Source organism: Phycobacter azelaicus, assembly GCF_014884385.1.
GTDB classification, from domain to species: domain Bacteria; phylum Pseudomonadota; class Alphaproteobacteria; order Rhodobacterales; family Rhodobacteraceae; genus Phycobacter; species Phycobacter azelaicus.
Map to the genome: position 1 here is coordinate 2735462 of NZ_WKFH01000003.1, position 25716 is coordinate 2761177.

24 protein-coding genes are annotated in these 25716 nt (G+C 59.2%); 9 read left to right on the top strand and 15 right to left on the bottom strand.

The annotated features are described in order from the left end of the window. Positions 1–217 precede the first annotated feature (217 nt). Together INS80_RS14250 and INS80_RS14255 are read right to left on the bottom strand one after the other, a co-directional pair. Complete coding sequence (locus tag INS80_RS14250; protein ID WP_226892630.1) at positions 218–874, bottom strand: response regulator transcription factor; 657 nt, start codon at positions 872–874, stop codon at positions 218–220. A 59-nt stretch (positions 875–933) separates the two neighbouring features. Continuing rightward, on the bottom strand, positions 934–2373 hold the full coding sequence (locus INS80_RS14255; protein ID WP_192966265.1) for a cache domain-containing protein: 1440 nt from the start codon (positions 2371–2373) through the stop codon (positions 934–936). Positions 2374–2653: 280 nt separating this feature from the next. On the opposite strand from INS80_RS14255, the gene INS80_RS14260 reads away from it, so the two are divergent. The 3 genes from INS80_RS14260 (at position 2654) to INS80_RS14270 (ending at position 7197) form a co-directional block, all read left to right on the top strand. Further along, entirely contained in the window at positions 2654–3736 is a 1083-nt protein-coding gene (locus INS80_RS14260; RefSeq protein WP_192966266.1) for a TRAP transporter substrate-binding protein, read from the top strand. 141 nt (positions 3737–3877) lie between these two features. Next, entirely contained in the window at positions 3878–4825 is a 948-nt protein-coding gene (locus INS80_RS14265; RefSeq protein ID WP_192966267.1) for a TRAP transporter small permease subunit, read from the top strand. Positions 4826–4842: 17 nt separating this feature from the next. Continuing rightward, positions 4843–7197 (top strand): TRAP transporter large permease, encoded by a 2355-nt coding sequence (locus INS80_RS14270; protein WP_192966268.1) that lies wholly within the window; start codon positions 4843–4845, stop codon positions 7195–7197. A gap of 72 nt (positions 7198–7269) precedes the next feature. Here INS80_RS14270 and INS80_RS14275 read toward each other — a convergent pair whose 3' ends face one another. The 5 genes from INS80_RS14275 to INS80_RS14295 form a co-directional block, all read right to left on the bottom strand. Then, complete coding sequence (locus INS80_RS14275) at positions 7270–8367, bottom strand: DUF2855 family protein (protein WP_192966269.1); 1098 nt, start codon at positions 8365–8367, stop codon at positions 7270–7272. 123 nt (positions 8368–8490) lie between these two features. Then, the gene (locus INS80_RS14280) at positions 8491–9315 is read right to left on the bottom strand and encodes an arginyltransferase (RefSeq protein ID WP_192966270.1); all 825 of its coding nucleotides are present in this window, start codon (positions 9313–9315) and stop codon (positions 8491–8493) included. Between the two features lie 135 nt (positions 9316–9450). Then, positions 9451–9891 carry an RDD family protein gene (locus INS80_RS14285; RefSeq protein WP_192966271.1) on the bottom strand — a complete coding sequence of 147 codons (441 nt, stop codon included), beginning with the start codon at positions 9889–9891 and terminating at the stop codon, positions 9451–9453. A 91-nt stretch (positions 9892–9982) separates the two neighbouring features. Beyond that, the gene (locus INS80_RS14290) at positions 9983–10435 is read right to left on the bottom strand and encodes a DUF2852 domain-containing protein (RefSeq protein WP_192966272.1); all 453 of its coding nucleotides are present in this window, start codon (positions 10433–10435) and stop codon (positions 9983–9985) included. A gap of 139 nt (positions 10436–10574) precedes the next feature. Continuing rightward, positions 10575–11057: a MarR family winged helix-turn-helix transcriptional regulator gene (locus INS80_RS14295; protein ID WP_192966273.1), complete on the bottom strand. Its 483-nt coding sequence runs from the start codon at positions 11055–11057 to the stop codon at positions 10575–10577. A 218-nt stretch (positions 11058–11275) separates the two neighbouring features. Here INS80_RS14295 and ectA point away from each other — a divergent pair, with 218 nt between their 5' ends. The 4 genes from ectA (at position 11276) to INS80_RS14315 (ending at position 14988) form a co-directional block, all read left to right on the top strand. Beyond that, positions 11276–11806 (top strand): diaminobutyrate acetyltransferase, encoded by a 531-nt coding sequence (gene ectA, locus INS80_RS14300; protein ID WP_192966274.1) that lies wholly within the window; start codon positions 11276–11278, stop codon positions 11804–11806. Between the two features lie 67 nt (positions 11807–11873). Continuing rightward, positions 11874–13160, top strand: a complete 1287-nt coding sequence (ectB, locus tag INS80_RS14305; protein ID WP_192966275.1) for a diaminobutyrate--2-oxoglutarate transaminase — start codon at positions 11874–11876, stop codon at positions 13158–13160. 4 nt (positions 13161–13164) lie between these two features. Then, positions 13165–13566 carry an ectoine synthase gene (locus INS80_RS14310; RefSeq protein ID WP_192966276.1) on the top strand — a complete coding sequence of 134 codons (402 nt, stop codon included), beginning with the start codon at positions 13165–13167 and terminating at the stop codon, positions 13564–13566. Positions 13567–13569: 3 nt separating this feature from the next. Then, positions 13570–14988 carry an aspartate kinase gene (locus INS80_RS14315; RefSeq protein ID WP_192966277.1) on the top strand — a complete coding sequence of 473 codons (1419 nt, stop codon included), beginning with the start codon at positions 13570–13572 and terminating at the stop codon, positions 14986–14988. A 30-nt stretch (positions 14989–15018) separates the two neighbouring features. Here INS80_RS14315 and INS80_RS14320 read toward each other — a convergent pair whose 3' ends face one another. Continuing rightward, on the bottom strand, positions 15019–15516 hold the full coding sequence (locus INS80_RS14320; RefSeq protein ID WP_192966278.1) for a MarR family winged helix-turn-helix transcriptional regulator: 498 nt from the start codon (positions 15514–15516) through the stop codon (positions 15019–15021). Between the two features lie 154 nt (positions 15517–15670). Between INS80_RS14320 and mnmH the strand changes: the two genes are divergently transcribed. After that, the gene (gene mnmH / locus INS80_RS14325) at positions 15671–16744 is read left to right on the top strand and encodes a tRNA 2-selenouridine(34) synthase MnmH (protein ID WP_192966279.1); all 1074 of its coding nucleotides are present in this window, start codon (positions 15671–15673) and stop codon (positions 16742–16744) included. Here the strand turns inward: mnmH and selD are convergent. Genes selD through INS80_RS14360 form a run of 7 tightly spaced genes read right to left on the bottom strand, consistent with a single transcriptional unit; the run spans position 16741 to position 24867 of the window. After that, entirely contained in the window at positions 16741–18903 is a 2163-nt protein-coding gene (selD, locus tag INS80_RS14330; protein ID WP_192966280.1) for a selenide, water dikinase SelD, read from the bottom strand. The genes mnmH and selD overlap by 4 nt on opposite strands. Before the next feature lie 57 nt (positions 18904–18960). Then, a complete protein-coding gene (locus tag INS80_RS14335) occupies positions 18961–19332 on the bottom strand; it encodes a Na+/H+ antiporter subunit G (RefSeq protein WP_192966281.1) in 372 nt (123 codons plus the stop codon). Positions 19333–19339: 7 nt separating this feature from the next. Further along, positions 19340–19609, bottom strand: coding sequence for a K+/H+ antiporter subunit F (locus tag INS80_RS14340; protein WP_192966282.1), 270 nt, complete (start codon positions 19607–19609; stop codon positions 19340–19342). Beyond that, complete coding sequence (locus tag INS80_RS14345; RefSeq protein ID WP_192966283.1) at positions 19606–20103, bottom strand: Na+/H+ antiporter subunit E; 498 nt, start codon at positions 20101–20103, stop codon at positions 19606–19608. The genes INS80_RS14340 and INS80_RS14345 overlap by 4 nt, the downstream gene beginning before the upstream one ends. Beyond that, positions 20100–21647 carry a monovalent cation/H+ antiporter subunit D gene (locus INS80_RS14350; RefSeq protein ID WP_192966284.1) on the bottom strand — a complete coding sequence of 516 codons (1548 nt, stop codon included), beginning with the start codon at positions 21645–21647 and terminating at the stop codon, positions 20100–20102. The genes INS80_RS14345 and INS80_RS14350 overlap by 4 nt, the downstream gene beginning before the upstream one ends. Then, the gene (locus tag INS80_RS14355) at positions 21644–22003 is read right to left on the bottom strand and encodes a Na+/H+ antiporter subunit C (RefSeq protein ID WP_192966285.1); all 360 of its coding nucleotides are present in this window, start codon (positions 22001–22003) and stop codon (positions 21644–21646) included. The genes INS80_RS14350 and INS80_RS14355 overlap by 4 nt, the downstream gene beginning before the upstream one ends. Before the next feature lie 2 nt (positions 22004–22005). Further along, positions 22006–24867, bottom strand: a complete 2862-nt coding sequence (locus tag INS80_RS14360) for a monovalent cation/H+ antiporter subunit A (RefSeq protein WP_192966286.1) — start codon at positions 24865–24867, stop codon at positions 22006–22008. A 293-nt stretch (positions 24868–25160) separates the two neighbouring features. On the opposite strand from INS80_RS14360, the gene INS80_RS14365 reads away from it, so the two are divergent. Beyond that, entirely contained in the window at positions 25161–25667 is a 507-nt protein-coding gene (locus tag INS80_RS14365) for a rhodanese-like domain-containing protein (RefSeq protein WP_192966287.1), read from the top strand. The last annotated feature ends 49 nt before the right edge of the window (positions 25668–25716 follow it).

Here is a 25716-nt window from a genome sequence, read left to right on the forward strand (position 1 = left end):
CGTTGCAGCGCAGACTAGGACTGGCGGACAGGGGCGTCAACCGGCAAACCTGTGGAAAATGCCCTTCTGGAGACATTTTCTTGCGCTGGCCGGGGTTGGTTGCGACATTTCCGCAAAACAAATGCGCGCCTACCATGTAGCCCCTGCCGTGAGGCCTGCGCGGTCCGCTGCACCGCGACATGACAACTTTGGGGCTGAGCGGGGCAGTGTCTTGGGCCTAAAGGCCGACACCTGTGCCCTGCAGCACCCCGTGCTCCAACGCATAGCGCGTCAGACCGGCCGTGCTGGAGATGCCAAGCTTGCGCTTGATGTTCTTGCGGTGGGTCTCCACCGTGCGCACCGAGATGTCGAGCGTCAGAGCCACTTCCTTGTTGGACTTACCCTGCGCAAGTTCCAGCAGGATGGTCTGTTCCCGGCCCGTCAGGGCTTCGCGGGCAGCGCTGTCCTTTGGTTTGAGCGAGCCTTCGGCGCCAGTGCAGAGGTATTGCTCGCCGCGCATGACGGCATCTATGGCGTCCTTGATGGCCTGGGTCGGGACGTCCTTCAGAACATAACCCATCGCGCCATGGCTGAGCGCAGTAGAGATGTATTCTGGGCTGTCATGCATTGACAGGATGAGAATGCGGGTCTTGGGGCAACGTTCCAGGATGATCTCTGTGGCACTGAGCCCCCCAAGACGCGGCATGTTGAGGTCCATCAGAATGACATCGGGCGTCAGTTCGCCCGCCAGTGCGACAGCTTCCTCCCCGTCTGTCAAAGACCCGACCACCTCGATGTCGTCATAGCTTTCCAGGATCGACTGGATGCCTTCGGCCACCATCGGGTGATCGTCAACGATCAGGACCTTCACGGGTGAGTTTTGAGTGTCTTGCAACAGAACGCCATCCCCAACAGTCTGTTTGTCACCAAACGCAGCCCCGCTTGACTGCCTCCTCACGACACCCGTTGCGGTGTCGCCTCATTGCCCGGCGGCAGGAGGTGGCTCAAGGGGAGTGTTGCCTCGATCACCGTGCCGCTTTGGGTGCCCCCTGATGACAGAATCCGCAAGGTGCCGTCAAGCTGATCGATCCGTTCCTGCATATTTCGCAGGCCGATTCCGGATGCTTTCGCGGTGGTTCTCGGCGCAAGGCCGCGCCCGTTGTCGCTGATGCGCATGGTGGCCCCGCGTGCATGTCCACGCAAATCGATGCTGACGCGGGTGGCCTCGGCATGGCGTTCGATATTGGTGAGCGCCTCCTGCGCGATGCGATAGAGAGCGATTTTGGCATCTTGGTCGAGCCGGTTGCGGAAGACCACGGTGGAAAATTCAGTCTCGATGCCGGTGCGAGCGGCAAAATCGTCGGTCAGTGCTTTCAGCGCCGGGCCAAGGCCAAGATCATCAAGAACGCCCGGGCGCAGATCCCGGCTGATGCGGCGCACTTCGGCGATAGCCGTTCCAAGGTGTTCGATCCCCTTGTCCAAAGGCGCCGAGGCGCCATCATGATCTCCGCGCATCAGGCGGCGGCGAGCGTTGTCCAGAGCATAGCGCACCCCCACTAGAATCTGGCTGATCCCGTCATGAAGTTCCCGGGCCACCCTCCCGCGCTCTTCTTCCTGAGCGTCAAAGACGCGCTGCGTAAGTTCCTTGAGCTTGGCATCCGCCAGGCGCCGCTCGCGAATGTTCAGCCCCATGCCGGAGCCAAACACCAGCAGGATCGCCACCAGCGTGATCCCGCCGATGTAGAAAAAGGTGCGCTGCACACGGTCTTCAACCTCGGCTCGCGCAGTCGCGACGGAGGCGAGAATGTCATCGATGAAAACGCCGGTCCCGACGGCCCATTGCCAATCCTGAAGGCCGACCACATAGGTGATCATCTGTGCCTCTTCGCCGGTGGAGGGTTTTTCCCATATGAAGCTGTGCCAGCCGGCCCCTTGCCGGGCCTGATCGATGAATGTGTCAACCACAGGCGTGCCCTGGCTGTCGGTGAGCCCGCGCCAGTTCTGGTTTATGAACTCGGTCTGGCGTGGGCTGACGAGGTTGTTGCCGTCGTAGTCGTAGACAAAGAAGAACCCGTCCTGTCCGTAGATCATCGCGCTCAGGATCTGGCTCACCTGTTCCTTGGCTTCTGCGTCATCGGGGGCGGCAAGACCGTAGATATGCGAAAACCCGTTGCGGGCTTGCGTCACATAGTTACGCAACTCGGCCTTTTTGGCCTCGATCAGCTGTTGTTCCAGAGCGCGGATCTCCCGGTCGGCCAGAGCACGCGATTGATAAGCGACCAGAACCGCGATGGCTGTCACTGCAATCAAAAGTGGAAACGCAGCCAGCAGCGATAGTTTCTGCGCGTAGTTCGGGCGAAAGAGGCTTTGAAACAGGCTGTTGAACAGGCGCATGAGGCGCTCCGCGGTTTGGAAAAGGGCAGGGGCGAATCGTCACGCAAACATAAATCGAAAGCAAGAGCCGCGAGAGGGCGTTTTACAAAGAGAATGGGCAACAAAAGAAGCCTCAGCCCAAAATCAATGCAGCTTTCTGACTGAATTTGGTCAAAAAACCTGTGATCTACGCAGTAGTAGGTATTCACAACTTCGGAGGCGTGGCTAGGGTAACGCCACTCGAACCGATCCGCCTGCGGCATGTCCGTGGGCAATCCATATACTTTGGGAGGAAAAACACATGGATCGTCGTTCCTTTTTGAAAACTTCTGCTCTGGGCGGTACCGCCGCGGCAGCATCCACTCTTGCTGCACCGGCTTATGCACAGGGCAAGCGTACGCTGACCATGGTGACCTCGTGGGGCCGTGGCCTGGCAGGCGTGTTTGACGCGGCCGAGCGCTCTGCGAACCTGATAAACGCCATGTCCGACGGTAACCTGACCGTTGATATCAAGGCGGCCGGTGAACTGGTTGGCGCCTTCGAAGTGTTTGACGCTGTGTCCTCGGGGCAGGCCGACATGTACCACGCGGCTGACTACTACTTCGTGGGTCAGCACCCGGGCTACGCATTCTTCACCGCTGTTCCCTTCGGCATGACCGCTCAGGAACTGGTGAACTGGTATTACCACGATGGCGGCATGGAGCTGCACGACGAACTGGGCCAGATCTTTGGCCTGAAGTCCTTCATCGCAGGTAACACTGGCGCCCAGGCAGGCGGCTGGTACTCCAAAGAGATCAACAGCCCCGAAGACTTCAACGGTCTGAAGTTCCGTATGCCGGGTCTGGGCGGCAAGGCACTGGGCAAACTGGGCGCATCGGTCCAGAACATCCCCGGTTCCGAAGTGTATCAGGCTCTGTCCTCCGGCGCGATCGACGGCACCGAGTGGATTGGTCCCTGGGCAGACGAGAAAGCCGGTTTCCAGGAAATCACCAAGACCTATTACACCGCTGGCTTCCACGAGCCGGGCGCGGGTCTGTCGCTGGCAACCAACCGTGACGTATTTGAAAGCCTGAGCCCTGCGCATCAGAAGATCATCGAAGTGGCCGCTGCAGAAACCCACCAGTGGAACCTGAGCCAGTTCCTCGCGAACAACGGTGCAGCCCTGCAGCGTCTGCAGGCCGGTGGCGTGAAGGTCATGGAATTCCCGGACAGCGTTTGGGACGCATTCGGCAAGGCTTCGCAGGAAGTCATGGCCGAGAACATGGGCGACGATCTCTTCAAGAAGATCCACGACAGCGCCATGGCATCGATGAAGTCCTCGGCCAACTGGCTGGAGCTGTCCTCGGGCGTTTACACCGCACAGCGCGGCCGCGTTCTGGGCTAACTCGCTTCACTTGCATTCATCGGATCCTCCGCCACCCGTGCGGGGGGTCCCTTTTCCATTGTGGCCGGTCAAGAACTACACTGTCGCCTGCGACATTTCTGGTTCTGTTGATTAGGCACAATCCATGATCCCGGGGGAACAATGCAGGACGACACTGGCATTTCCTTTTTCGGCGCCCTTGGGGGTGGTCTGCTCTGGCTCGCTCAGAACATCGCCGGCGCCTTCTATAATCTCGGCTATGCACTTTCCAACACCAGCCAGTGGCTGGCCTGGACGGGAGGGCTGGAAACCCTGGAGGACAAACAGTCGCTCATGCGCTTTGTCTACTATGGTGGTTCGGTCGAGTTCTTCTTTGTTGTGTTCACCGCGTTCCTGGTCCTGACCGGGGTTGGCCTTTACCGGCGCCAGGTCATGTGGGGCGTCGTGCGCGGGCTCGAAGGTTTTGCGAACGGAACCGGGCGTTTGTTCGCCTGGGCGGGCCTGATCATGGTGATTCAGCAGATCATCATCGTGTTCATGCAGCGCGTCTTTGCCCGGCCTGACATGAGCTTTGGTCTGGGCATCGACCTGCAGATGGACATTTCCTGGTTTGCTGAAGAGCTGAAGCTTTATAACGCGCTCGTGGTCTGCATGTGCGTGTCCTACACATTTGTGCAGGGCGGACATGTGCGGGTGGACCTGATCTATTCGGGCATCAGCTTCCGCGCCAAGAAGGTTGTGGACATGGTTGGCTCGCTTATCTTCATGATGCCTGCTGCGGTTCTGACCTGGATGTATGGCTGGTTTTTCCTGTGGCGCCACCTGATCGTGCCCAAACCCTCGGCTTCGGATACGCTGGATCGTCTGGTGATGAAGGCGCGCGCCCTGCGCTGGAACGTCGAAACCATCGGCTTCAGCCCGAACGGGTTCAACGGGTATTTCCTGTTCAAGATCTTGCTTGTGGCCTTTGCCGGCATCGTCTTCCTCCACGCCATCGCCTTCTTCTACCGCTCTTTGCTGGAGTTCATCGAAGGCCAGGGAAGTGAAAACAAATACCTCGACAAGGATAGCCTTGGAGAGGGCGAAGAAGCCTATGAAGGCGCGCATTAACCTAAGGGACAGCTGACATGCTATTCGGTCTTGATGGCGTCGAAATCGGCCTGATCATCGTATTCTTCTGCCTTTTCGGAGGCATTCTGTCCGGCTTCCCGGTGGCTTTTGCCATCGGCGGCGCCGGTGTGATCTCCTTCGGGATCATTGCCGCACTGGATAGTGCGGGCCTGTTGATCCACCAGGCGATCGACACCTCTTCGCAGGTCTACCGCGATCTGGTGAACTCGGGGGTTAAACCCGATACAATCTCAATCTTCCGATACCCGGAGTTGCCCCGCATTGGTGAACCGGTCTTCCCGCAAGGGTGGGAAACCGCACTGGATCGGAACGTGTCATTCATCGTGAACCGCATGAACGAGCGGGTTCTGGCGGGGGCGTCCATCGAGACGTTGCTCGCGGTGCTGATGTTCGTTCTGATGGGCATCACGCTGGAGCGCTCTAAGATCGCCAACGATCTTCTAACCACCATGGCGCGCGTCTTTGGCCCGCTGCCCGGCGGTCTGGCGGTTTCCATCGTGGTTGTGGGCGCTTTCCTGGCGGCCTCCACCGGGATCGTGGGCGCGACCGTGGTGACCATGGGCCTTCTGGCCCTGCCAACCATGTTGCGCAACAACTACAGTCCCGAACTCGCCACAGGCGTGATCGCGGCCTCTGGCACATTGGGGCAGATCATTCCGCCCTCGATCGTGATCGTTCTTCTGGGCACGCTGGCCGGGGATCTCTACTCCACTGCTCAGGAAACCCGTGCGCAGGAGGCAGGCTGCACAGACGCGCTGACCTTCCTCGGAGAACCTGCGGTCGTCTCGGTCGGTACACTGTTCCAGGCGGCGCTTCTGCCTGGCATCATGCTGGCCCTGCTTTATGCACTTTATGCTTTTGGCTTCGCGCTGTTGAACCCGGAGAAAGCACCGGCGGTTGAACTGGGCACTACAGGCGATGAGCCGATTACTCGCAATGAAGCACTGACCTGGTTCCTGGGTGTGCCTGCTGCGATCATCGGCGGTGCCATGCTGCTTGGCTCGGTAAACGTTATCGGTTCGCAGAATATCAATGTCTCCAGCTTCTCGGACGCGGGTCAAACCGCTTCCTTGCGTACCTCGGTTGGGCCTGAGTGTAAGGCTTCAATGATCGAGCTGCACGGCCAAGAGGCCTGGGATGCAGCCGTTGAGGAGCAAAAAGCCATTGATGCCGCTGGCGGTGTCGCATCTGCAGAGCGTCTGAACGAAGATCAGATCGCCGAAGCCCGTGCTGCAAAGATCGCCAACGCGGCACCGCTGGGCACCGGGATCACAGTGATCATTGTTCTGCTCGGTCTGGTTCTTGCAGTTGGGCGCGGTGTTGCCCCGTCGCGGGATGGCAAACCGCTGATCGTGGGCGCCATAGGCCTGCTGCTCTTGGCGCTGGTCGATATCCTGATGATTGCGCCGACAACTTCGTCCGGGACGACGGTTCTGTTGATCCTGATTCCTGTGGCCATCGCTCTTTATGGCTGCAAAGAAGCGGCGATCCGCTGTGCGCGCAACGATCTGATCCGCGTGGTCTTCCCACCGCTGGTTCTGATTGTTGCTGTGCTGGGCTCGATCCTTGGCGGGATCACCAACCCGACGCCTGCTGCGGCGCTTGGGGCGGGTGGTGCCATCATGTTGGCGGCTTATCGTCGCCTGCAGGACGAAGGACGTTCGGGCAAGATCATCATCGGGTCGACCTTCGCGGTGATCATCTGCATCCTGATCGGAATCAACTTCGATCTGCGGATCAATCAGGACAACGTTTCCTTTGAAAGCTGGGTGGCCTTCTTCTTTGCCTATGGCGCTTATCTTTACGCGCTGTTCGGTCTGCTGTTTGGCTGCTTTGTGCTGTTCAAGGGCGGGGTGCTGACACCGATCGTACGGGAAACCGCCAAGGTGACCTCAATGGTCTTCACCATCCTGATCGGCTCGCAGCTCTTGAACCTGGTGGTGATTTCCTTTGGTGGCGAGCACTATATTCAGCAGTTCCTGAAGAGCTTTGACAACGAGATGACGGTCTTCCTGATCGTGATGCTGGTTCTGTTCTTCCTGGGATTCGTTCTGGACTTCCTCGAGATCATCTACATCGTGATCCCGATTGTCGGGCCGGTTATCTATGGTGGCTCATTCGATCCCAAGTGGGTGACCATCATGGTTGCGGTGAACCTACAGACGTCGTTCCTGACACCGCCCTTCGGCTTTGCGCTGTTCTACCTGCGCGGTGTGGCGCCGAAAGAGGTGACAACGGGTCACATCTATCGCGGGGTTCTGCCCTTCGTGCTGATCCAGGTTGCGGGTCTGGCGATCCTCTGGCTGTTCCCGTCTATCGTGACCATCGTTCCGTCCCTGATGCCGAACTGATCGGATCTCTAAAGCAATTGAAAAAGGGCCCTTTGCGGGGCCCTTTTTTGTGATCAGCGACTTAAAACCAGGTTAGCCCATGGACAGGGTCCAAGCCTTGTCGGCGGGTATTCGGCCTTCCAGTACCTCTCGGTAGGCAGCGGCCACGCTCTCAGCGCCGACGCCGTGAGATAGCGACAGCCATTTTGAGCTTGTCTTGGCTGCGCGCTCCCAGAAGGCGGCGGACCGGCGGTCGAATTCGCCCGGCCCCCAATCCTTGCCACGCTTTGCGATATGGCCGGGGGCAAAGAACATGGCACTGCGCTCCCGGATATAATCTTCGCCCATGCCAGCCTCGTCGTAGTGGGTGAGTCCAACGTGGCTGGTATAGCGCATCGCCGATCCAAGGTTCCGATGCAGGTGGCTGATGACAGGACCTGAGCCAGACATGTCGATGATCAGGGTAGGGCAGTGCGCTTTGAGCGCAGTTTCGATATCGTCATAGGTCAAAACTTGATCATAGAGGGCGAGCGCTCGAACCTTATGTGCATTCCCGCGGGAGGTCAGCGCCAGAACGGGCGGGGCGCCCCGGTCTTCCTTTATCGCGTAGGCGGTGCCGATCCCGGTCTTGGAGGATGCCGAGACGATCAACACCTGCTCGGCTCCGAACCAGTCGTTGTCCTTGGAAAAGTCATAAAGGCAGTAAGAGGTCGCATATAGCGGCCAGAGCACCATGCGCAGATCATCCATGGCGGCATCATAATCCGGGTCCTTGGACAGGCGCACATAGCGGTTATAGACCGCAGGCAAATCTTGCCGGTATGCGGCACCGTCCAAGAAGCGTTTCTCCTTAACTTGCTGCGGTTCAAGCGTGACGTGGGAGGCCATGGGCCAATATCCAAAAAGTCGTTCTCCTGCAAAGACGCCCTCTGCGGCGCTCTCTTCGACAATGCCAATCCCCCAGACCGGGAGCACGCCCCAGTCTTGGTCGTTGGGAGGGAAGAACTTCCAGTATCCGATCCGCTCGCCCACCACGCCGTAGGTGATGTTGTTGGCCGTCAGGCCAAAACGCTCGACCCTGACCCTTATCTCACCGGGGGCAGGCGGGCGCTGTTCCTCAGATGTCAGACGATATCTGGCCAAATCCGTTTTGCAGACCTCAAAGGTCTGCGCCGTGTGCTCTGATGTCATGAATGATGCTCTCCCTTTGGGAAAAGCGTAGTCGGGCCACGGCGGCAAACAAAGTCGCACTATCAGTCCGGGACGTTGCGTCAGGTCTCATCAAGCGAGATAAGTCGACATTCCGGGCGCGGCTCAGCGAGATTTGTGAATCGGCTGCTGGGGAAGCTGGATATTCGCAACCTGCTCGGAGATTGTGGTGCTGGCCGTCTCGGACGGGCTGCCGGTGGTGGCCTGCAGCTCTTCAAAGCGTTTCCATTTGCCCCCATGGTAAAGCTCCAGCCCTGAAAATCGGGTCTTGTAGCCCATTTTGGGGCTGCCTTTGACCCAATAGCCCAAGTAGACATAGGGCAGTCCTGCGTCACGGGCGATCTCGATATGATCGAGGATCATGTAGGTGCCGAGGGAGTTCTGAGGCTGATCGGGCTGGTAGAAGGAGTAAACCATGCTCAGCCCGTCCTCCAGCACATCTGTCAGCGAAACGGCTGACAGCGTGTTTTCTTCGCGGCTGCTGTATTCCACCACCCGGCTGCGGATCGGCGTTTCTTCAATCATAGCAGCGTATTCGAACACATCCATATCCGCCATGCCGCCATCAGAATGGCGACTGTCCAGATAGTGTCGGAACAGCTGGTACTGATCTTCGGTCGCCCAGGGCGATGTTGCGCGCCGGATCAGATGGCTGTTGCGTTTGAGGGTGCGTTTCTGGCTGCGACTGGGGGCGAAACGCGCAACATCGATACGCGCCGACAGGCAGGCTGAGCAGTCTGAGCACGATGGACGGTAGAGCACGTTTTGCGAACGCCGGAACCCTTGCTGCGACAGGCTGTTGTTTAACTGTTCCACGCCGTCCCCTTGCAGGGCGGTGAACAGTTTGCGCTCCATCCGGTCCTCCAGATAGGGACAGGGCTGGGGAGCCGTCACATAAAACTGAGGAGCGATGGGAAGAGTGTGGCGCATAGGGGTGGGCTAAGGTCCAGAACGGATGTCTCAAGAGAAAGTCTTATCCTTAAGGATAGCAACGAGCACCCTTCGCGCCAAGGGTGCTCGGTCAAAATGGTTTCACAGTGGTTTCCCGAGGCGGGTCAAAGGCGTTCAGCGCACCGTGCTCCGCCGATTGAGCATGACCGTGCCCAACAGGGCATCGCCCAAACCCTGTCCTCTGGCAGAAGTCATCATCATGATGATCGACACGATCTGCAAAGGCGGCAGAGCCAGAGCCATCGTATAGGCGCCGGTGTGCAGCGCTGCCATCTGTGTGTCGAGGCGCCGACCCGAGAGATCGCGCAATTCGATTCCGGCAAACCGCATGCCCCAGGTGGCAGACCCGTTCGCAATGGTGATGGTGCGATAGGCAAAGCCGATCATCAGGTACAGCAGTGGCCAGAAAAAGAAGCCGATAAAGGCCGTTAGGATCCCGATCGCCACACAAAGAGCTATGATGATCGCGCTGTCTACGATCCAGGCGATCAGGCGCTTGGGCGCTACAGAAGCATAGAACTCTGATTGATAGTCGGGGTCGGGCAGGGCGGTCATCTGTGCATCCTGTGATGTCAATTGAATAGGGGATGTAACGCGAAAATGGAATGCCCCCGCCCCATTGGGGGCGAGGGAGGTGGTGGAAGGATCAGGCCCGCTTGGGCTCCTCTTCCGATTCGTCTGCCTCTTCGGCGGCCGCGGCGGCGCGCTGCTCCATGAATTCATCGAATTCGGCCTTGTCCTTGGCTTCGCGCAGGCGTTGCAGGAAGGCGTTGAAGTCATGCTGCTCCTGTTCGAGGCGGCGCAGGGTGTCAGCCTTGTAGGCGTCAAAAGCGCTGTTTCCGCTGGACCGCATGGCGGACATGGCGTGATGGGCCCAGGGTTTATGACTGCGGCAGGATTTGTTGAACATGCGTTTGCTCCAGATCATGTAGAACAGAAGGGCGAGGCCAATCGGCCAGAAGAAAACAAAGCCAAGCACCATGGCAGCGATCCAGGCGCCTTTGCCTTTGCTGTCGAGCCAGGCTTCGCTGCGTGAGAACCACCCCTGCGGATGGCCCGGGGCATGGGGTGCAGTTGCGGTTTGGGTATAACTCGTCATCGGGACCTCCGGTTGCGGGTTGATGTAAATCTCTTTTACATCCTCAATATCGAGAGTGAGACCCCGCCTCGCAAGAGGTCATGTGAATGTTTTTTACATTTTTATCTTATGTGATTGATTTAGTGAGAAATATTTCCCGCTAGAATCCGGAGGCGTGTTTAATGTCGCCGGTTGCCAGCACAGGGGAGGCATCGATCTCGTCCGCATCGAGCATCGCTGCCACACGTTCGAGGCTGGCGACCAGCATGGCCTGTTCCCAGTCCTCCATCGCGTTGAACTTGCGCACGAAGCGCTGCTGTAGCGGGTCTGGAGCTTCCTCAAGGATCTGTCCGCCCTTGTCGGTCAGGGTGATATTGATCTGACGGCGATCCTGGCTGGACTTTTCACGGGTCACCAGGCCGTCGCGCACCAGTTTATCGACCAGTGACGTGATCGTCCCCTGTGAAACACGCATGCGCAGAGAGATCGCCTTGGCCGTCGCATAGCCCTGTTCGCTGATGATCTGCAGTACCCGAAACTGAGCTGGCGTTACGCCGGTGGTCTGGCGAATCTCGCGTCCAAACAATTCGGTTGCCCGCACAATACGGCGGAGCGCGATCAGGCTACTGTCGATGCGGTCCATGAGGTCTCCATTACTTTGACTTAGGAAGTATATGGCAGTTTGTCGCATCTATCAAAACAAAACACACTTCGTATATTAAAGCAATAAGGCGTCGTTTTTTGCTCATAATGGCGAAATGCGACGCCGAATCCGGCAAAATGCATAAAACTTGCTTTGACTATTGAAATGTATGGTGCGCCATGATACTTCACCCATCGAAGCGAAAGGAGATCAACACGATGCAGAACCCCGCTGACCCGAGGCAGATTGCCCTTCCGGCCCTGCGCACGCCTTCATCCGAAGACGGTGCGCGTATCTGGGAGCTGGTACGCAGCTGCAGACCGTTGGATGAAAACTCCATGTACTGCAATCTGCTGCAATGCGATCACTTCGCGGATACCTGCGTCATTGCCGAGCTGTCTGGCGAAGCTGTCGGGTGGATCTCTGCCTACGTGATGCCGAATGATCCGGAAACGCTGTTCGTCTGGCAGGTGGCCGTGTCTGAAAAAGCGCGCGGGCGCGGCCTGGGTGCGCTGATGTTGCAGTCGATCCTGCGCCGTTCGGCGTGTCGGGGTGTCAAACGGATCCAGACGACGATCACGGCTGACAACGACGCCTCCTGGGCGCTTTTCGGCAAGTTCGCCAAGCTTCAAGACAGCCAGATGGATATTCAGCCCTACTACACGCAGGCGCTGCACTTCCAGGATCGGCACAAGACCGAAAACCTCGTGACCATCGCTCTGCGAGCGCGCGCACGTTTGGCCGCCTGATCGCGGTCGCCCACGGTTTTCACCCGTTCATTCCTCCCAAAATCAAACAACACGGAAAAGAGGTCGTATGTCTACGAACACCTCCATCACACCTATTTTCAAACGCCGTGAGTCCGAGGCGCGCAGCTATTGCCGGGGCTTCAACACGGTCTTCACCTCCGCGTCGGGTTCTGAAATGGTGAGCGAAGACGGCCAGCGCTATATTGACTTTCTGGCCGGCTGCTCATCGCTCAACTACGGGCACAATGACCCGGACATGAAAGCGGCGCTGGTCGAGCACATCCAATCTGATGGCGTTGCGCATGGCCTGGATATGCACACGGACACCAAGGCGGCCTTCCTTGAGACCTTTGAGAACGTAATCCTCAAGCCTCGTGGCATGGACCACAAGCTGATGTTCACCGGCCCCACCGGCGCCAACGCTGTTGAAGCGGCGATGAAGATCGCCCGAAAGGCGACGGGTCGCACCAACGTGATCGCGTTCACCAATGGTTTTCATGGCGTGACCCAGGGCGCTCTGGCTGCGACCGGCAATGGCTACCATCGCGGCGGCGCAGGCGTGAGCCTGAACAACGTCACCCGCGTTCCGTTTGATGGCTACATGGGCGGTGACAACGATACGGCTGATTATCTCGAGGCGATGCTGAACGACCCCTCGTCGGGAGTCGACGCGCCTGCTGCGATCCTTCTGGAAATCGTTCAGGGCGAGGGCGGTCTCAATGCGGCCAGCGCTGCATGGGTGCGCCGCGTTGCCAAGCTTGCAAAAGAAGCCGGAGCGCTGCTGATCATCGATGACATTCAGGCCGGCTGCGGCCGGACGGGCACATTCTTTTCGTTCGAGGACATGGGCGTGACCCCTGACATCGTCACGCTTGCGAAATCGGTGTCCGGCTTTGGGCTGCCGATGGCGCTGGTTCTGGTGAAGCCGGAATATGACGTGATGGGCCCGGCCGAGCATAACGGCACCTTCCGCGGCAACACACATGCCTTTGTGACGGCACGTGTGGCGCTGGAAAAATTCTGGTCTGACAAGTCCTTTGAACAGGACATCGCGCGTCGGGCGCTGATGGTGGAAGAGGCCTTAAACGAAATTGCCGATATGGTGCCGGGCGCCCGCCTCAAGGGGCGCGGCATGATGCGCGGCGTTGATGTGGGGTCCGGCGATCTGGCTGGAGACATCTGCGCGCGGGCCTTTCAGAACGGCCTCATAGTCGAAACCTCCGGCCCCGAAGACGAGGTGGTCAAGATCTTGGCTCCGCTTACCACACCGGATGAAGAACTGGCGGCTGGCCTCAAGATCCTGACGGATGCGGCACGCGGCGTTTTCGAAACAACCAAAGTGGCAGCGGAGTAAGACCATGATTGTCCGTGATTTCAACGATATTTTGAAAAACCAGCGCGACCGCGTGGTCAGCGATGCCAAGTGGACCAGCGTGCGGATGCTGTTGGCCGACGACAAGATGGGCTTCTCCTTCCACATTACCTTCCTGGAAGCGGGCTCGGAGCACACTTTCGAGTACAAGAACCATTTCGAAAGCGTCTACTGCATGCAAGGCACCGGCTCGATCACCGATCTGGCCACGGGTGAGACGCACCTGATCCGCCCGGGTGTGATGTACGCGCTGGACAAGCACGACCGTCACGTCCTGCGCGCCGAGGAAGAACTGGTCATGGCCTGTTGCTTTAATCCGCCGGTGACCGGCACCGAGGTGCACCGTGAAGATGGCTCTTATGCGGCGCCTGAGACTGTCGAGGCATAAGCCATGGCACATACAGTGGAAAAGATCGGCGGGACGTCAATGTCCCGCCTGAATGAATTGCGCGATACGCTGTTCATCCAAAACGGGAAGGCCGAATATGGCCGGATTTTTGTCGTCTCTGCCTTTGGGGGGATCACCAACCTGCTCTTGGAGCATAAGAAAACCGGCACGCCGGGTGTTTATGCTCGCTTTGCCAATGCCGAGGATGACCATGGCTGGCTCGATGCGCTCAACGAGGTTTCTTCGGCGATGATAGCGGCCCATGAGGTCGTGTTGGAGCACCAGGGTGACATAGATCAGGCCACTGCATTCGTGCAGGAACGCATCGAGGGCGCTCGCAACTGTCTCATCGACCTGCAGCGCCTATGCTCTTACGGACATTTCCGGCTCAACACGCATCTCTTGCAGATCCGCGAGTTGCTGTCGGGCCTCGGCGAGGCGCACTCGGCACTGGTTGCGGTGCTGATGCTTCAGCGTGCAGGCGTGAACGCGCGGCTGGTGGACCTTTCCGGCTGGCGCGGTGACGCGGACTTGTCGCTTGAGGCACGGATTTCTTCCGGGATGGACGGTATTGATCCCGCCACTGAAATGCCGATCGTTACCGGTTATGCGCAATGCGCCGAAGGGTTGATGCGCGAATTCGACCGTGGCTATTCGGAGGTGACCTTTTCGCAACTGGCGGCCCAGACCGGCGCGCGGGAGGCGATCATTCACAAGGAATTCCACCTGTCTTCCGCCGATCCCAAACTTGTGGGCGAAGGCAATGCCCGCAAACTGGGTCACACCAACTATGACGTTGCAGACCAGATGGCCAACCTCGGCATGGAGGCGATCCACCCCTCGGCGGCAAAGACACTGCGCCAGTCGGGTGTACCTCTGCGCGTTACCAATTGCTTTGAGCCCGAGGATCCTGGCACCATAATCGACGACCAGCCCGCACCGAAACCGGCGGCAGAGATCGTCACCGGCCTCGATATCATAGCGCTGGAGCTGTTCGAGCAGGACATGGTCGGCGTCAAAGGCTATGATGCTGCGGTTTTGGAAATCCTGACCCGTCACGATGTGCGGATTGTCTCGAAAGTGACCAACGCCAATACGGTGACGCACTATCTGGACGCCTCGCTCAAATCGATGCGCCGGGTCGAGGCGGATCTGTCCAAGCGCTACCCGCAGGCAGAAATCAACAGCGAGAAACTGTCGCTCATATCGGTCGTGGGGCGTGACCTTAGTGGCCTGCACGTCCTGGCTCGAGGTATGAATGCTTTTGCCAAGGACGATATCCTGCCACGCGGTGCAACGCAGGGTCCGCGCAACGTTGACACTCAGTTCATCCTGCAGCGCGAGGACAAGGACAAGGCGATTGCCTTGTTGCACGAAGAGTTCTTCTGCAGTTCAGAGGCCGAGACCCGCATGGCTGCGTGAGCGGTCAGTTTCTAACCGGGCGCTGCGCGTTCAGCTTTTGCGGGACGGGCGGCGCATCGGCGCGCGGCTGCGCTCATTTCCGGCCGAGGTAGCCTTTTGTAGCAGCACCAGGAACTGGTGCTGCTCTTCCTTTGTGAGACCTGTGAGAATCTCGCCTTGGACCGCATCCACCAACGGTTGGACCCTGTCGAGGATCTGCTGACCGGCCGCAGTGAGGTCTAGTTGCTTCGCGCGGCGGTCTTTTGGGCTGACGCTGCGGTCGATCAGCGCTTTTGCCTCGAGCCGGTCGATGACCTTGCCAAGTGTCGCCTTGTCATAGGCAATCAGCCCCGCCACGGAGGCCTGATCGACACCCGGATTGGCCTTGATCGCCTTGAGCGCAGCATATTGAACCGGCGTCAGGTCGATATCATGGGATGAAAGCATTTCGGCAAATTGTGCCACAGAGATCTGGTGCAGGCGCCGGATCAGATGACCAGGAAACCTGTGGAGATCCAGATCGTAACTATCGGCGTTCCGGGCTGTCATTTTGTTGTGTCCAGGATCGAGGTATCTTGTTTGATCTTGGGCTCATCTTAATCAGAATACTGGGCAAATGACCATATCGCCCTGGTGTGAGTTCGTGCAGAGATCCGCGCATTTCCGGCTTTTCCTGTCTTCGGTCCCAAGCTAGATCAATACCATGTCACTTACGTTCTCCTCCCTTCAGGACATGTACGATCATGGTCACGATACGGTGATCGATGTGCGCAGCCCTGCCGAATTTGCCGAAGATCACGTGCCCGGTGCCATCAACCTGCCGGTTCTCAGCAACGAAGAGCGCGCCAGGGTGGGCACCATCTATGTGCAGCAAAGCCCGTTTCTGGCGCGCAAGATTGGCGCTTCCATGGTTTTTCGAAATGCCGCTGAACATATCGAGAATTCTCTCAGACAGTATGAGGGAGGCTGGCGTCCTTTGGTCTATTGCTGGCGGGGGGGACAGAGATCCGGCAGTTTTACCTACCTGCTGCAGCAAATTGGCTGGCGGGCCGAAGTCATAAAGGGCGGCTATCAGTCCTACCGTCGTCTTGTGCATGCGATGCTGTATGAGACCGAGCTGCCTTATCGGTTGGTCCTTCTGGATGGCTACACTGGCACGGCAAAGACCGATTTGTTGCAGTATGTAGAAGATGCGGGTGGTCAAGTGCTTGATCTTGAAGGACTAGCCAACCATCGCGGATCTCTGTTGGGGGATTTGCCCGGGGATCAGCCCAGTCAGAAGGGGTTTGAATCGGCCTTGGCTGGTGCCTTGGTGCGATTGGACCCGTCGCGCCCGGTTCTGGTCGAGGCAGAATCGAGCAAGATCGGCGCGCGTATCATCCCACCCAGCCTGTGGAGCCTGATGAAAGAGGCGCAGCGGATTGAGGTCAGCGCCCCGCTCAATGCCCGCTGCACCTATCTGCTCGACAGCTATGGAGACAACCTGCCACCGCCCGATGCCCTGGCCGAGACCTTGGACCGCCTGCGTGTCCACCGCTCGAACGCTGTGGTGGATGGTTGGCTCGGAATGATCAAGGCGGGCGACATGGCGGGGTTGGCCGAGGCTCTCATGGTTGAACACTATGATCCAGCTTATCAAACTTCCCGGCGCCACATTGGGGCTCAGGTGATGGCGTCCTTCACGCTCGATCGGCTGGAGCCTCATGCGTTGCGGGCAGCCGCATCCCAGATATGCGATCGGCTTGAACAGATCGCTCAAGGTGGGGCCACCCGTTAACGTAGCACGATCTGTCCTGCGCCGTGGGTGATTTGACCGATCACTGCAGCCCTATGGCCTGCGTCCTGCAGGGTTCTTACTGCCGTGTCCGCCTTCGTGCAGGGCAGGGCGGCCAGCAGGCCGCCAGCGGTTTGCGGATCAAATAGAAGATCCTGCGCGCCCGCCGTTCTCCACTCGGGCAAGAGAGCCGCGTTTTCCGGGAATAGCGACGAGCGCACGCCGCTTTCGGCCAGTACTGCCGCGCCCTCCATGAGGGGAACGGCTGCGAAATCCAGCTCGGCACTGACACGTGAGGCCTCGCAGATGCCCAACAGGTGTCCGGCCAGACCAAAGCCCGTGACATCGGTCATCGCATGCGCATCGGGAGCCAGCACTTCTGATGGAAGCGCCTGAGAGCGCTGCATCTGCTCCAGGGCGGCAGCGACCCAGGTGCCCTCGGCCTTTGCGGCCATCTCGGCGGCCATGATCACGCCAGATCCAATGGGTTTTGTCAGCACCAGCGCATCGCCTGGACGCGCTCCCGCCAGTGTGATCGGATCGCGTGCGCAGAGGCCCGTAACAGTAAAGCCTATGGTCAATTCATCCCCAAGCGAGGTATGCCCGCCGACGATATCGGCGCCAGCCTCCGACATTATGCTGCGCGCGGCGCTCATGATTTCTACCAGAGTGCGCTGTTGCAGGGCAGGCGCCAGGCGCGGCAGGATCAGGTTCGCAGTGGCGGCCTGCGGGGCGGCGCCCATGGCCCAGACATCTCCCAGTGCATGGACCGCGGCAATACGTGCCATCACATATGGATCGAGCGTAAAGGCACGCAGGTGATCTGTAGTGATCACCTGCCGCGTTGATCCCATGGTCAACAGCGCCGCATCATCGCCTGGCAGTGGAGTGACATCATCCCGTGTGCTGGCGGCGGCATGCCCCAAAGCGGCACGCAGCGCGCTGCGTCCGGCCTTGGCACCGCAACCGCCACACATGGGTTTGTCACCGAGGATCTCGGGCAGATCCTTGGTATGTTCTGCAGGCAGGTCTGGGGCGTCCATCTCGGGCAGGGCCCGAAACTGCTCCATGAAACTCTGGTCAATCCGGTCCTTCCAGCGCCAGACCATTTTCCCGGTAAAGAGCATTCCGAACCGTTCGCCAAGCGCTTCTTTGTCGCCCATTGAGATGAGTTTCAGGTAGTCTTTCTGCGGCTTGTAGCGACGCATGGGATCGCCAGTTATGGCCGCGCGCAGGTTGTGCAGCAGGATCGGCGCCTGACGGACCGCGTAGACACCGGCCTTGGGGCGCGGCTCATAGCCGAGGTGCGCACAGTCTCCTGTTGCAAAGACTGCGGGATCCGAGGTTTGCAGCGTATCGGAGACGGTCAGAAACCCCTCGTGCAGGTCCAGACCGCTGCATGCCAGCCAGTCATGCGGACGCGCGCCCGCAGCTCCGGTGGTGAAATCTGAGAGTACCTCGCGCCCATTTTTCAGTTTCACGTGATCCGCGTGAAGGCTGTCAACCGATGCATTTTCGATCAGCGTGACGCCATGCTCGGCAAAGGCACGTCGCATGCGGTCTCTCACACCGGCGCTGGCCGTTCCAAGCACCGAGCCGCTGTCGATCAGGGTTGCCTGTTGCAGACGCCCCCGCGTGCGCAAGGCGTGAGCCATGGCCAAGACCAACTCGGCACCCGCAACACCGCCGCCGATCACCGAGATACGCGCCGGGCCGTCGCCTTCGCGGAAGGCATCCCATTTCTGCGCGAAGGTCCCAAGCGGTTTGGCAGGTACGCCGTGTTCTGAGAAGCCGGACAGATCTGGCATGTCGGAGGTGATGCCCACATCTACAGAGGCCACATCAAATGCCACATCCGGCCGCCCCGCCACCTGAACCGTTCGCGCATCGGGATCCAGCCCCTCAGCGGCACCCAGGATCAGCCGCGCCCCTGCGTGCCGCGCGAGCCGCACCAGATCAATATCAAGGTCTTGGCGGCTGTAGTGGCCTGCGACAAACCCGGGCAGCATCCCGGAATAGGGAGCGGTAGGGCCCGGGTTTATGAGGGTCAGGCGCGCGCCGGATAGGGGGCGCATCGCCCATTTTAGGAGCACCAATGCATGGGCGTGTCCGCCCCCGATCAGAACCACATCCTTGGTCTGAGGCAGGCGGGGCGTGTCCATGGGTTTGCTCTTTCTATGTTAGGCAGTCGGCGCGAATAATGATTTTCAGTTCGGCGTCTAGGCCTGTTCGTCGCTTGCAGGGGTGTTGTGCGTTGCCCAGATCCCATCCTTTCCGGCTTCTGGCAACGTACCTGTTTCCTCGCGACGGTGAATGTGGACCTTGGCGATGAAGTGGGCTGTCACCGGAGCGGTAAGGAACAGGAACAGCGTAATCATCAGCTCATGAAGGGACAGGTGCCCCTCAACCGCGATGGCATGCGCCATCGACGCCAGGAGTACCCCGCCAACACCAAGGGTTGTCGCCTTGGTCGGAGCATGAAGACGCGACATGGGGTCGTTCAGCTTCAACAGGCCGAAGGATCCGACAATGCCAAAGATGCCGGCCATTACCAGAAAGACTGTTATCAGGAGGTCGATAAAAAGTTCCATGGGTTCCTCACTCGATGATGTTGCCGCGCAGGATGAAGCGCGCATAGGCCACAGTGGAAATGAACCCGAGCATTGCAATCAGCATGGCTGCCTCAAAGAAAATCTCGGTCCCGAGCGCCATACCATAAAGCACCATCAGGGCGATCGCGTTGATGAACATGGTATCAAGCGCCAGGATACGGTCAGCCATGGTGGTACCGAACATCACCTTCCAGAGGTTCATCAAGAGCGCCAGACCAAAGCAGACGAAGGCAAAAAGAGCCGCAGTCTCAATCATTCGAAAATCTCCATCAGGCGGCGCTCGTAGCGCTGTTTGATCTCGTCACGCACCGCATCAGTGTCCTCACAGTCGAGGCAATGCACCAACAAAGCGTGCCCCTCAGCCGACAGGTCAGCCGAAACTGTGCCTGGGGTCATGGTGATTGTTCCTGCCAGCACGGTGATGGCCTCGGGTGTGCGCAGATCGAGCGGGATTGTCACCCAGGCGGGCTGGCGTTTGGCGTTCGGTTTGAAAAGAACGATACGCGCAACCGTAATGTTTGCCACGACGATGTCCCAGATAACCAGCAGAATGTAGGCAACGATCTTGACTGGGTGCTTCATGCGCAGTTGCTGCGGCCAGAAGGGCTGTGTGACGAAGGGGATCAGCAGGCCCAACAGGAAACCAAAGACCAGCGAGTTCAGCGTGAAGCTGTTGACGGTCAGAACCCAGGTAAGCGTCAGCAAAAGGGTCAGAACGGGATGAGGAAGAAGTCGGCGCATCAGTTTCATTTATCCGCCCTTTCCAACACGGTTTCGATATAATCCTGTGGCGCAAAGAGTTGCGCGGCCGTGGCTTCGGCGTAGCCCATCATTGGCCCGGCAAAGACGGTCATAACGACCAGCCCGCCGAGAAGACCGAAACAGGCTACAAAGGGGAGTGCAGAGCTTCTGCCTGCTTGGTCATGCTCAGGAGAGACGTCGGTTCCAGACTCTTCGGTCTCGGTGGCTGTTTCCAGCCCATGGCTCTTCCAGAAGATCAGGCTGCCGGCCCGCGCAAGACCGATGATCGTGATCAGCGAGGAAACCAGAATAACGCCCCAGATCCACCATACAAGCTCATGACCGCGCGCCGCATCCATGACCAACAGCTTGCCCAGGAACCCAGACAGCGGAGGCATCCCGGCAAGGGCGATGGCGCCTGCAAAGAACAGTGCAGCAATCAGCCCGCTTTGCGCCATGACGGGTTTGGGGGTAATGTCGCCTCCCTGGCGCTCCATCACCATATCGGCGATCAGGAACAGCAATGCAGCGGCCAGCGTGGAGTGCACGGTGTAGTAAAGCGCTGTTGCAACGGCCTCGGGTGTGAAGAGTGCGACGGCGGTCAGGAGTGTGCCCATGGAGGTGATTGCACCGAATGCGATCAGTCGACCGATCTCACGCGCGCCCAAGACCCCGATGGCCCCCACGGCGAGTGTGATCAAGGCTGCGGGCAAGAGCCACTCTCCGGCTAGGCCTGCGGTGATCTCGACATCAGGGCCAAAGACCAGAGTGTACATGCGCAGGATCGCGTAGGCCCCCACTTTGGTCATGATGGCGAAGAGGGCGGCGACCGGCAGCGGCGCATTGGCATAAGAGGCCGGAAGCCAGAAATGCAGCGGCAGCACAGCGGCCTTGATCGCAAAGACCAACAGCAGCAGAACAGCGCCAACGCGGATCAGGGCCGTCTCTTCGGCTGGAAGCTCGGCGACGCGCACGGCAAGATCGGCCATGTTGAGCGTACCGGTCACTGCATAAAGCGTACCCAGTGCAAACAGGAACAGGGTCGAGCCCAAGAGGTTATAGACCACATATTGCACGCCCGCCCGGAACCGGGTTGCGCCGCCTGCGTGGATCATCAACCCGTAAGAGGCGATCAGCAGTACTTCGAAGAAGACGAAGAGGTTGAAGGCATCTCCGGTCATGAAGGCGCCGATAATGCCCATCAACTGGAACTGGAACAGCGCATGGAAGTTCGCGCCGCGCGCATCCCAGCCGGTGCCGATGGCATAGAGCAGCACGGCAAGAGCCAATGCCGCCGTCAGCACGATCATCATTGCTGACAGACGGTCCAGGACCAGAACAATACCAAAGGGCGCGGGCCAGTCGCCCAGCTCGTAGACCTGAACCGTGCCGTCAGCGGCCTGCGACGCCAGGACCAGCGTGATCACGGCAATGGCCACCGTGCTTGCGATGGAAAAGATGCGCTGCAGGTCCAGATGATAGCGCACCACCATGATGATGAAGGGGGCAACGAGCGCCGGCAGCAGGATCGGCGCAATCAGAAGGTGGTTCATGCGTCTTCTCCGGTTTTGGCGGCATTGCCGTCTTCCAGCATGTCGATGCGGTCATCTCGTGCCGACAGAAATGCGCCTAGGGCGATCATCACAACCACGGCCGTCATGCCGAAAGAAATCACGATCGCAGTCAGAACCAGCGCCTGGGGCAGCGGGTCCGTGTAAGCGATCTCCTCGTATTTGTTGAGGATGGGCGGCGCGTTGACCATCAAACGGCCGCTTGCGAACAGAAAGACGTTCACCGCGTAAGTGACCAGCGACAGGCCCAGGATCACCGGGAAGGTGCGCTTGCGCAGGATCAGATAGACCCCGGCAGCCGTCATCAGGCCAACAGCCGAAGCAACCAGAATTTCCATGCTCAGACCTCGTTCTCTTTTTTGGGCTCGTCATCACGGGCCGGGTTGATGTCCATGGCGTATTCCGAAGAAATCCCGGGCTGCCAGGCAAAGCGCGACAGGCTTTCCAGTGCCAGCAGCACCGCGCCGACCACGGCGAGGAAGACGCCCAGATCGAAGAGCGCTGCGGTGGCCCATTCGAACTCGTTCAACGGAGGCCAGTGGATGTAGCCAAAGGCGGAGGTCAGGAACGGCATGTCATTGAACCAGGCGCCGATCCCGGTGGCTGCGGCGATCAATACGCCAGAGCCAATGATGCCATGGTAGTAGAAGCGCTGCCGCTCGGACGTCCAGGAAAAGCCCGACGCCATGTACTGCATAATCACCGCAATTGCCGCCACGAGGCCGGCGATGAAACCGCCGCCTGGCAGGTTGTGACCGCGGAAGAAGATATAGGCAGCCACCATCAGCGCCAGCGGCATCATCACGCGGGTGGCGACCACCATCATCATCGGGTGTGAGTCGCCGGCCTGCGGCAGATCCGGCTTTCGGTTCAGCAAGTAGGCGCGCACGCGCGTTCCCAGGACGGCTTCGGTCAGCGCGTAGATGACCAAGGCAGCAATCCCCAGTACGATGATCTCGGCAAAGGTGTCAAAGCCGCGGAAATCCACAAGGATAACGTTCACCACATTGGTGCCGCCCCCGCCCTTGTAGGAGTTGGCGAGGTGGAACTCGGAAATCGTTGGGGCTGCGAAATCGCGGGTCATCAGCGCATAGATAAGTCCACCGGAGCCGAGCCCCGCAACCACCGCAATCGCGCCATCGCGCAGGCGGGTCAGGGCCGGGGTCTCGACCGGAGTCTCCTTGGGCATGAAGTTAAGCGCCAGCAGCATCAGGATGATGGTGACAACCTCAACCGACAACTGCGTCAGGGCAAGGTCCGGCGCCGAAAGATAGTTGAACGACATGGACACCACGAGACCCACAACACCGATCAGGATCAATGACAAAAGGCGATTGTGATGGCGCAGCACGATCAGCACGGTTGCCAGCACCAGGCTCAGCCAGCCAAGGGCCGGGATGGGTTGGATGGCTTGCACGGACCGGGTTGCCGGGCCGATGTCGCCGCTGCTGTAAGCATACCATCCCAGAGCCACGGTGAAGGCGACCATGATTGCGCCATAACGGGTGATGGCACCATTGTGCAGCCCGTCGGTGATCCCCTTGGCAAGACGCGCCAGGGCCTCCATCAGGGCATCGAAGATCTCCTTGGCCTCGGGGCGTGGCGCGGCATTCCAGGCACGCATCACCGGGCCATGGGCGGCCAGCAAAAGCGCGCCGCCGACAACCGCTGCGATCGACATGTAGAGCGCAGGGGTAAAGCCATGCCAGAGTTTCAGGGAATAGTACGGAAGCTCGCCGCCGCCGATCACTGCACTCGCCGCCACGGCAACCAGCGGTCCCACCATCTTGGCCGAGAACAGGCCGATCAGGATCACCAGTGTGATCAGGAACGCAGGCGCCAACCACATGCCCGCACCCGGATCATGTGGTTGGGAGGGATAGTCATCGCGCTTGGGGCCAAAGAAGACATGGACGATGAAGCGGAAGGAATAGGCGGCAGAAAACAGCGCTGCGACCAGAGCCAGACCGGGGACAAGGTAGGGCGAGCCAGCCCAAACCGTTACCGCTGTTGCGTCTAGCATCATTTCTTTGGATAGGAAGCCGTTGAAGGGCGGAATGCCGGCCATCGACAGGGCCGCAACCAGTGCGATGGTAAAGGTCACAGGCATCAGGTGGCGCAGCCCGCCCAGGCGCTTGATGTCGCGCGTGTGCGCTTCGTGATCGACGATACCGGCCGACATGAACAGCGCGGCTTTGAACGTCGCATGATTGATAATGTGGAAGACTGCGATCACCGCCGCGAGCTTGGTGCCAAAGCCCAAAAGCATGGTGATCAGGCCCAGGTGGCTGACGGTGGAAAACGCCAGCAGCCCCTTTAGATCGTCCTTGAACAGGGCAATCACCGCGCCGATGACCATTGTCACAAGACCGGTGGTGGCAACGATATAGAACCACTCGGGCGTGCCTGCCAGAACCGGCCACATGCGCGCCATCAGGAACAGGCCCGCCTTTACCATCGTGGCCGAGTGCAGATAGGCCGACACGGGCGTCGGCGCAGCCATGGCATGGGGCAGCCAGAAGTGGAAGGGGAACTGCGCCGATTTGGTGAAACAGCCCAGAAGGATCAGGATCAGTGCGGGCAGGTAAAGCGGCGAGGCCTGGATCAACTCCTTGTTCTGCAAGATCACGCTCAGATCGTAGGACCCGGCGATGTTGCCGAGGATCAGCATGCCCCCGATCATCGCAAGCCCGCCCGATCCGGTGACGGTCAGTGCCATGCGCGCGCCCTGACGTCCTTCGGGCAGATGCTTCCAATAGCCGATGAGCAGGAAGGACGAAAGGGAGGTCAACTCCCAGAAAATCAGCAGCAGTAGAATGTTGTCCGAAAGAACGATACCCACCATCGCGCCCTGAAAGAGCAGCAAATAGGTGTAGAACTGCCCCATCGGATCCTCGCGCGAGAGGTAGAACCGGGCATAAAGAATGATCAACAGACCAATGCCCAGGATCAGTGTCCCAAAAAGAAAACCCAGACCGTCAAGGAAGAAGTTGGCATTGAGCCCCAGTCCCGGCAGCCAGTCGAAGCGCGCCGTGATGACCTCTCCGGAAAAGACAGCTGGTGCGTGCAGCAGCAGGCCAACGAACGCAAGAAAGGTGGTAAGCCCTGCGGCCGATGCCGAGGCATTGCGCCCGGCGCGGATCAATAGAGCTGGAAAAACGGCGCCGAGGAAGGGAAGGGCCGCAATCAAAAACAGGGACACGTGTCGTTCTCCCGGGTTGGGCTAGGCGAATTTTGATGTTGCCTAAGCAATTTTTCGCTTCTGTGCCAGCCCCGCAGGCCCATTCTGGAGGTGTTTGGGCCATTGAAACTGGAATTTTTGGATATCGCGGCTCTAAGTGGGGCTGCGGTGCGGCGTTGACAAGATTTTGAATGGTCAAAATTTTTGTCCTGTGCAGAACTGTCACGCACTCGCTGGTACGGGGCGCGCTATAGCCAAGGCGGGAGCAGCGCTGCCGTATGCTAAAAAGGCCAAAACAGAGGGCGGAAAAAGAAATGCAGGGAGAGCAAGACCCAAAGGCGCAAACTTCCCGGCAGGAGGCTGATCAGCCGTTGCGCCGCAGGCTTCTACTGTTTGCAGCTATAGGAGGCGCTGGTGTCGCCATTGGAGCGACCGCCTGGTTGCTGCGACCTGCAACGGACCATGATCAACCGCGCCTGACCGCATTTGAAGCGTTCTCAAGGGCTGCTGCGGGGGAGATAACCCTCGTTGATATTCGCACCCCTCGAGAGTGGCGCAGTACGGGGGTGCCGGTTGGAAGCGTACAGATTGACATGCGCCGCGAAGATTTTGGTGACGCGCTTGCCGAGGCACTCAACGGAGATCGCTCGGCTCCTGTGGCCCTTATCTGTGCGCGTGGCGTGCGGTCGGCGCGCATGGTGCGGGCGCTCTCCGAGGCCGGTTTTTCGGGTGTTTCGGATGTGCCAGAGGGCATGATGGGTTCGCGTGCAGGGCCGGGTTGGATCGCAGGCAATCTGCCGGTTGCCCGGTGGCAGGGGTAGTCGACTTCGCTGCGCCTCGGGCGTGGCGAGGCACCATTCTGTGCCCCGC